This window comes from Geodermatophilus africanus, from assembly GCF_900107105.1.
Lineage (GTDB): Bacteria > Actinomycetota > Actinomycetes > Mycobacteriales > Geodermatophilaceae > Geodermatophilus > Geodermatophilus africanus.
Map to the genome: position 1 here is coordinate 1 of NZ_FNOT01000041.1, position 7628 is coordinate 7628.

Sequence of the window (7628 nt, forward strand, 5' to 3'; positions counted from 1 at the left end):
GCTCGGTCACGGGTTCTCCTCGCTGGCGCTCGTCGTCCGCGCGCCCATGGGTGCTCTGCATCTGGGTGACCTCGCGAGCTCGGTCACCGGGGCTCCTGGTGAGAGGGGAGGGGCGGGGTGGCCCGCGGACCATCCCGCCCCGGGTCGACCGGGACGACCTCAGCCGAGAGGTCGCCCCGGTCGGGGTCCGGCCGGAGGGCCGGTCAGCCGAGCAGGTCGTCGAGGTCGCCGATCATGCAGTGCTCGACCACCGGGCGGACCGTCTCGAACGTGCACTCCTTGGCGTTGCCCGGGGTGCAGGCGTCGCCGAGGACGTGGTGGGTGATCCGGTCGACGTCCTTGTCGTCACCGTTGATGACCGGGGCGTTCTCGTAGAACTTGGTCGGGCCCTGGCCCAGCCGGTTCTTCGAGTAGCTGTCCCGGGTGACGTCGGTGAACTTCTCCGGGATGCCGACGTCGCGCAGCAGCCGGATGGCCGCGGCCAGCGCCGCGTCGGCGGCCTGGGGAGCGGTCATGCCGTGCGTGTCGACGCCCATGGCCTCGGCGATGTCGGCGAAGCGCTGGTACTGGGTGGGCATGTTGAACGCCCACACGCGGGGCAGCGCGATGGCGTTGTTCAGGCCGTGGTGGGTGTCGTAGAAGGCGCTGACGGCGTGGCTGATCGAGTGGATGATGCCGAGGCCGCCGGAGTTGAACGCCTGGGCGGCGATGTACTGGGCGTACATCATCCCCTCGCGGCCGCCGAGGTCCTGGCCGTTCCAGACCGCCTGCCGCAGGTGCTCCGAGGTCAGCTTGATGGCGCGCAGCGCGTTGCCCAGCGAGGGCTGGAAGTTCAGCCGCGAGACGTAGGGCTCGCTGGCGTGCGCGAGGACGTCGAAGCCGCACTGGGCGGTGTAGTCGACCGGGCAGTCGTAGTAGAGGACCGGGTCGTCGATCGCCAGCGTCGTCACCGAGGTGTCGTCGAACGCCACGTACTTGTGCGGGTTCTCCGGGTCGGTCGTCGTGTCGGTGATGACGTAGGCCCAGGAGGTCTCCGAGCCGGTGCCGGCCGTGGTGGAGACGGCGATGTGCGGCGGGTTCTTCGGGTTCTCCGACTGGTTGAAGCCCTCGAACTCGTTGACGCTGCGGCCATCGTGGGCGACCGAGATGCGCGCGCCCTTGCAGGCGTCGTGGCTGGACCCGCCGCCGATGGAGACGAAGCTGTCGCACTCGTTCTCCTGGTACAGCGCCACGGCGTCCATGACGTTGTAGTCCTTGGGGTTGGACTCCACCTTGTCGTAGACCACGACTTCCAGGCCGTGGTACTTCATCGACTCGGCGATCTTGTGGACGACGTCCGTGCCGCGCAGGCCCGACGTCATGATCAGCGTCCGCTTGAAGCCGAGCTTGAGCGCCTCGGGGCCGATGATCTCGTGCGCGCCGGGGCCCATGAGGGCCCGCGGGAACGGGTGGAACTCCTTGATCGGGAAGGGCTTGAGGAGTTCTTCGACGTTCATGGCGGGGTCCTTCCGGTGCCGGCGGGGGAGTCGTCGGCGCGCACGGTATGAGCGGCGTCACACCGGGCGGCAGGGGTCCGGAGGAGGAACCGGCCGTCCGGAGGAGCAGGTCGGCCCACCCGGCGAGGTGCACCTGCCCGACCGGGCAGGGGGAGGACCCCGCGCCTCCGCCGGCGTCCCGACGCGTCCGAGCTCACCGTTGCGGCTCCGGGCTCACGACCGGTCGTGAGCCCGGACCCCCGATGATCGGCTCACCTGATCACCAGGTCGCGGCGTCAGGGGCGGGCGGGCGGCGTGCGCAGTCCCGGGAAGCCCAGGGCGAGCTGCTCGAACGCCGCGTGCAGGGCGGCGGCGAGCGTCGTCGTCCCGTCGGCCAGCCAGACCTCGAACGCGGTCGTCGCGGCCGCCCGCGTGCTGGTGGCGACTAGCCGGGGGAGCAGGGCGTCGGGGGCCTGCCCGGTGCGCCGGGCGACGTGCTCGGCGACCACCCGGTCGACGTCGGCGTAGCGGACCTGCGAGTGGGCCTGCAGCGCCGGCTCGCCGAGGATCAGCGCCATCCGCTGGCGGAGGATCGGCAGGTCCTCGGCGGCGTAGTCGTTCACCTCGACGTAGGCCGCGCAGATCGAGGCGAGCACCGGCTGGTCGTCGCGGGTGGCCGCCAGCAGCCGCTCCAGCCGGTCGACGTGCGCGCCGAACTCGCCCCAGACCGCGTCGGCCTTGGTGGCGAAGCAGCGGAAGAACGTGCGCCGGCTGATCCCCGCGGCGTCGGCGATCTCGTCGGCCGTGACCTGCTCGAACCCGGTCCGCGCGAACAGCTCGAGGGCCGCCTGCTGGATGCGGGCACGCGTGTCGGCGCGCACGTCCGGAGGCGCCTCGGTCACCGCCCCATCTTGCGCCACGGCGGACCGGGGGACGGCGCGCCGCGGTCCGCGGACCGGTGTTGCCGGGTGGCACTCGGTGTCACTAACGTGCCCGCCACCGCGTAACCCAGATCACAGGAGGCACCGTGCCCGAGACCGACGACACCCAGGCCGTCGAGGCTCCCGCGGTCGAAGAGGCCCTGGTGGAGGAGTCCCTCGTCGAGGAGGTCTCCATCGACGGAATGTGCGGGGTGTACTGATCGACGCCCCCGTCGCGGCGCCGGCCGAGCAGGTGCGCGAGGCCGGCGCCGCACTCCCGTCGGGATCCGGTGCCGCCGCGCCGCCCCCCGCCGACTTCGACCCGTCGCTGCCCTGGCGGCGGGCCCGCTCAGTGGCGCTGCGCCCGGAGCCGTTCGGCGCGCTGGTCTACCACTTCGGCAACCGGAAGCTGTCGTTCCTGAAGTCGAGGACGCTGGTCGCCGTCGTCGAGACGCTGGCCGAGCAGCCCAGCGCCGACGCCACCCTCGTCGCGTGCGGGGTCCCCGACACGCAGCTGCCCGCCTACCGCCGGGCGCTGGCCGACCTCGCCCGCTCGCAGATGATCGAGGAGCGCACATGACCGCCGTCGTTCCCCAGCGCCCCACCGGAGGGCGGCTGATCGACCAGTTCGAGTACGGGCTGGACGCGCCGATCTGCCTGACCTGGGAGCTGACCTACGCCTGCAACCTGGCGTGCGCGCACTGCCTGTCCAGCTCCGGACGGCGGGACCCGCGCGAGCTGTCCACCGCCGAGGCCGAGGCGGTGATCGACGAGCTGCAGCGGATGCAGGTCTTCTACGTCAACGTCGGCGGCGGCGAGCCCACCGTCCGGCCGGACTTCTGGCACCTGCTCGACTACGCCATCGGCCACGACGTCGGGGTGAAGTTCTCCACCAACGGCGTCAAGCTCGACCGCGTTCGGGCCGAGCAGCTGGCGGCCACCGACTACGTCGACGTGCAGATCTCCCTCGACGGCGCGACCGCCGAGGTCAACGACCGGGTGCGGGGCACCGGCTCGTACGCCACCGCCGTCCGGGCACTGGAGAACCTGGCCGAGGCCGGGATGCGGGACTTCAAGGTCTCCGTCGTCGTCACCCGGGAGAACGTCTCCCAGCTGGACGAGTTCCGGGCGCTCACCGACCGGTACGGCGCCCAGCTGCGGATCACCCGGCTGCGCCCGTCGGGCCGCGGCGCCGACGTCTGGGACGAGCTGCACCCCACCCAGGCCCAGCAGCGCGAGCTGTACTCGTGGCTGCTGGGCAACGGCGACCGCGTGCTGACCGGCGACTCGTTCTTCCACCTGTCGGCCTACGGTGAGGCGCTGCCCGGCCTGAACCTGTGCGGCGCCGGCCGGGTGGTGTGCCTGATCGACCCGGTGGGCGACGTCTACGCCTGCCCGTTCGCCATCCACGAGACGTTCCTCGCCGGCAACGTGCGCTCGCCCGGTGGCTTCCAGCGGGTCTGGCAGTCCTCGGAGCTGTTCGCCGAGCTGCGCAGCCCGCAGACCGGTGGCGCCTGCACGAAGTGCGCGCACTTCGACGCCTGCCGGGGCGGCTGCATGGCGGCCAAGTTCTTCACCGGCCTGCCGCTGGACGGGCCCGACCCCGAGTGCGTGCAGGGCTACGGCGAGAACGCACTGGCCGCCCGTGACGCCGACCTGGTTCCGCCCCGCAGCCACCTCGACCACTCGCACACCGGCCCGGTGCGCGGCCAGCCCACCCTGCTCGGCATGCCGCCAGTACCCGCCAAGCTGTGCGACGAGTCGCCGCTAGCCGGGCTCGAGCTGCGCTGACGGGACTGCTCGACCCGCTGGTCCTGGCGGGCCGGACGGCGCCCTCCCGGGTGCTGTTCGGCCCGCACGAGACCAACCTGGGCCGCGGCCGGGCGCTCGCGGAGCGGCACGTCGCGTACTACGCCCGCCGGGCCGCGGGCGGCTGTGGCGTCGTGGTCACACCGCGTCGGTGCACGTCTCGGACCACCCCTATGAGCGGGCACCCCTCGCGGCCGACTGCGGACCCGGGTGGGCCGACGTCGTCGCCGCCTGCCGGCCGCACGGCGCGCTCGTCCTGGCCTTGCTCGGGCACACCGGGGCCCAGGGCAGCTCCGGGTACGGGCAGATCCCGCTGTGGGCGCCGTCCGCGGTGCCCGACGTCGCCACCTGCGAGGTGCCGGTCGCGATGGAGCCGGCGGACGTCGACGCGCTGGTCGCGGGCTTCGCGGCCGCTGCCCGGGTCGCGGTCGGCGCGGGTGTCGACGGCGTGGAGGTCGACGCCGGCGCGCGCCCGCTGCTGCGGCAGTTCGCGTCCGGCCTGACCAATCACCGGAGTGATGCCTACGGCGCCGACCGGCTGCGGCTGCTGCACGAGGTGCTGGCCGCCGTCCGCGCGGAGCTCGGGCGCGGGCGGGTGCTGGCGCTGCGCCTCTGCTGCGACGAGGAGGCGCCCTGGGCGGGGATCATCCCCTCGCTCGCCGTGGAGCACGTGCAGGACCTGGCCCCGCTGGTCGACCTGCTCGTCGTCGTCCGCGGCAGCGGCCTGACGCCGTCGGCGTACCGCCCCCGACGGGCACACCCGGCCGCGTTCAACGCCGAGCTCACCCGCTCGATGCGAGCGGCCGCCAGCGGGACGCCGGTCGTGCTCCAGGGCTCGGTCGTGGACGTCGCAGCGGCGCAGCGGGCGCTGGACGACGGGGTCGCCGACGCCGTCGAGATGACCCGCGCGCAGACCGCCGACGCCGACCCGTGGGCAAGGCGCGGACCGGCGTCCCGGTGCGGCCCTGCACGCTGTGCAACCAGGCCTGCCAGGTGCGCGACGTGCGCGACCCGCTGGTCAGCTGCATCGCGGATCCGTCCGAGGGGGGCGCTCTCCCCGAGCTGCTGGCCGCGGCCGGCCGGGAGGTCACGCTGGTGACCCCGGACGCGGTGGTCGGCGAGCGGTCGGGCGGGGACGTCGCGCCGGCCAACGCGCAGCTCGCGCGGGCCGGGGTGCGGCGGGAAACGTCGGCCGTGCTGCGCTCGGCCGGCGACGGGATCGCGGTGCTGGCCGACCGGTGGACGGAGGAGGAACGGTCCGTACCGTGCGCCGTCGCGCCGCGCACCGTGCTCGAGGCGGTGCTCGAGGGACGGCGCGCGGCGCGGGCACTGCTCGCCGCGCCGCCGCGCTAGCGCGGCAGCACGACCAGCGCCGCGCGGTCGACCGGCAGCAGGTCGGCCACGGTGAGCGTGGCGAGGAAGGCGAGCAGGACGGCGAGGGTGAGCACCGGGCACCTCCGAGGGGGGACGCCGTCCACGGTGGTGCGGCCCGCTGGAGGCCCGGTGCGCACCGGCTGGGAGCCGGCTGTCAGAGGTCGACCTTCTTGTGGTCGCCGGTGTCGGGCTGGTCACCGGTCGCCTTGGCCTTCACGAAGCTGAACGCGGTGGCCAGCCGGTTGCCGGGGCTCTCCCAGTACTCCGCGGAGTCGCCGTCGACCTTGACCAGCACGACCGACGGGTCCTCCGGGCCCTGCGGCAGCCAGGCCTCGACCCCGCTGTTCCACAGCTCCTTCTTCTTGGCGACGTCGGAGACGACGACGGCCTCACCGGTGAGGGAGACCCAGTCACCGCCGGAGCCGACGCCGACGTTGACCTGCGGCGAGCGCGAGATGTGGGTCAGCCACGGCGCGCTCTGCTCGGCGAAGAACCACAGGTCCCCGTCGAACTCGACCTCCTGCAGTGCCATCGGCCGGCTGGTCAACTTGCCCTCGGGCGTCGTGGTGGTCAGGAAGCCGAACCTCTGGCCCTTGAGCAGGTCGGCGACCTTGCGGGTGTCCTCGGCGCTCATGTCGTCCTCTCGAAGTGCGCGATCAGGTGTGACACGACTCCTGCCCAAGACCTCGGGTGCCGACACCCTCCACCCTGCCGGTCGGTCCTGGGCGCAGCCGCCCTGACCGGTTCGTGACGGCGGATTCAAGGGTCGCACCGGGTCTGTGGACAACCTTCTGACCTGGGGATTCAGGTGGTGCCACACCTGCGGATCGGCTAGACTTCGAACACCTGATCGATCCGGGGGGAGGTGTCGTGGACGAGCTGTTGGCCGGTCTGGACGCGCTCGCCGCCGAGGACCTGGCGCCGCTGTTCGGCCCGGCGCTGCTCGATCGGCTGCGGCCGCTGCTGGCCGCGCAGAACCGGCTGGCCGCCGAAATCGCCCGCACGGTGCGCGAGTGCGAAGTCAGTGGCGCGGCGGAGGTCGACGGGCTCAAGACGACGGGCTCCTGGCTGCGCGGCCACGCCCACCTGTCGACCACCGAGGCCGCCCGGGTGGTGCGCACCGGCCGCGCGTTGGTCCACCTGCCCGCCCTGGCCGCGGCGTTCACGGCGGGCGCGGTCACCGCCGAGCAGGCCGGCGTGATCGCCCGGGTGGCCGAGCCCGAGCACCTCGCCGCCGCCGCCGAGCAGCGCGTGGACCTGGCGGTGGTGGACGCCGTGCTCACCGACGTGGCCCGCGAGGCTCCGTGCGCGGACACCGCGCAGGCGGTGCACCACTACATCGACCAGCTGGATCAGGACGGGCCGGAGCCAGATCCGACCGAGGGGCGACGGCTGGCCATCGTCAAGCACGCCGACGGGTCGATCACTGGCCGGTTCGACCTCGACGCCGTGGGTGGAGAGAAGCTGCAGACCGCGCTGGAGTCGGTTGTGCAGGCCGACCGGTGCGCCGGCGACGAGCGCACCCGCACCCAGCAGCTGGCCGACGCGCTGGTGCAGCTGTGTGACAACCAACTCGCCGCCGGCTCCCTGCCGGTCCTGCGCGGCCACAAACCCCGGGTCATCATCAAGATCGGTGCGGAGGACCTCTTCGGTCCCGACTCGGGTCCCGGTGCGGCCGAGATGGGATCCGGGGCGACCATCTCCGCGGCGCGGGCCCGCTGGCTCGCCTGCGACGGGGCTGTCACCCGGATCGTCATGGGCCCGGATGGGATGCCGCTGGACTACGGCCGCACCGTCCGCCTCGTCCCGCCCCAGGTCCGCCGTGCCGCGGAGGTCCGCGACGGCGGCTGCGTGTTCACCGGCTGCGGCGCCCCGACCTGGTGGTGCGACGTCCACCACCTGCTGGAGTGGATCAACGGCGGCGAGACGAACCTGGAGAACGCCGCGCTGCTGTGCGAGCGGCACCACACCAAGGTCCACCACGGCTTCCGGGTCGAACGACAACCCGATGGCCGATGGCGCACCTGGCGACCCGACGGCACCGAGATCC

9 protein-coding genes are annotated in these 7628 nt (G+C 73.2%); 6 read left to right on the forward strand and 3 right to left on the reverse strand.

The window, feature by feature from the left end; all coding sequences use genetic code 11:
• Positions 1 to 203: 203 nt before the first annotated feature.
• Together mdo and mftR are read right to left on the reverse strand one after the other, a co-directional pair.
• Entirely contained in the window at positions 204 to 1496 is a 1293-nt protein-coding gene (gene mdo, locus BLW63_RS25785; RefSeq protein WP_091162491.1) for an NDMA-dependent methanol dehydrogenase, read from the reverse strand.
• Positions 1497 to 1771: 275 nt separating this feature from the next.
• Positions 1772 to 2377 carry a mycofactocin system transcriptional regulator gene (mftR, locus tag BLW63_RS25790; protein ID WP_091162492.1) on the reverse strand — a complete coding sequence of 202 codons (606 nt, stop codon included), beginning with the start codon at positions 2375 to 2377 and terminating at the stop codon, positions 1772 to 1774.
• Positions 2378 to 2502: 125 nt separating this feature from the next.
• Between mftR and mftA the strand changes: the two genes are divergently transcribed.
• The 5 genes from mftA to BLW63_RS27625 all read left to right on the forward strand — a co-directional run bounded on the left by mftA (position 2503) and on the right by BLW63_RS27625 (position 5557).
• On the forward strand, positions 2503 to 2616 hold the full coding sequence (gene mftA / locus BLW63_RS25795; RefSeq protein WP_091162493.1) for a mycofactocin precursor MftA: 114 nt from the start codon (positions 2503 to 2505) through the stop codon (positions 2614 to 2616).
• Entirely contained in the window at positions 2601 to 2975 is a 375-nt protein-coding gene (gene mftB, locus BLW63_RS25800; RefSeq protein ID WP_244522819.1) for a mycofactocin biosynthesis chaperone MftB, read from the forward strand. The genes mftA and mftB overlap by 16 nt, the downstream gene beginning before the upstream one ends.
• Complete coding sequence (mftC, locus tag BLW63_RS25805) at positions 2972 to 4186, forward strand: mycofactocin radical SAM maturase (RefSeq protein WP_091162494.1); 1215 nt, start codon at positions 2972 to 2974, stop codon at positions 4184 to 4186. Before mftB ends, mftC begins: the two co-directional genes overlap by 4 nt.
• A gap of 169 nt (positions 4187 to 4355) precedes the next feature.
• Positions 4356 to 5303: an oxidoreductase gene (locus BLW63_RS25810; RefSeq protein WP_211517315.1), complete on the forward strand. Its 948-nt coding sequence runs from the start codon at positions 4356 to 4358 to the stop codon at positions 5301 to 5303.
• Positions 5300 to 5557, forward strand: coding sequence for a hypothetical protein (locus BLW63_RS27625; RefSeq protein ID WP_211517316.1), 258 nt, complete (start codon positions 5300 to 5302; stop codon positions 5555 to 5557). The genes BLW63_RS25810 and BLW63_RS27625 overlap by 4 nt, the downstream gene beginning before the upstream one ends.
• A 175-nt stretch (positions 5558 to 5732) precedes the next feature.
• On the opposite strand, the gene BLW63_RS25815 is transcribed toward BLW63_RS27625, so the two are convergent.
• Positions 5733 to 6212, reverse strand: coding sequence for a pyridoxamine 5'-phosphate oxidase family protein (locus BLW63_RS25815; protein ID WP_091162496.1), 480 nt, complete (start codon positions 6210 to 6212; stop codon positions 5733 to 5735).
• 236 nt (positions 6213 to 6448) lie between these two features.
• Between BLW63_RS25815 and BLW63_RS25820 the strand changes: the two genes are divergently transcribed.
• Positions 6449 to 7628 (forward strand): HNH endonuclease signature motif containing protein (locus BLW63_RS25820; protein WP_091162497.1); only part of this gene is annotated, 1180 nt, incomplete at its 3' end.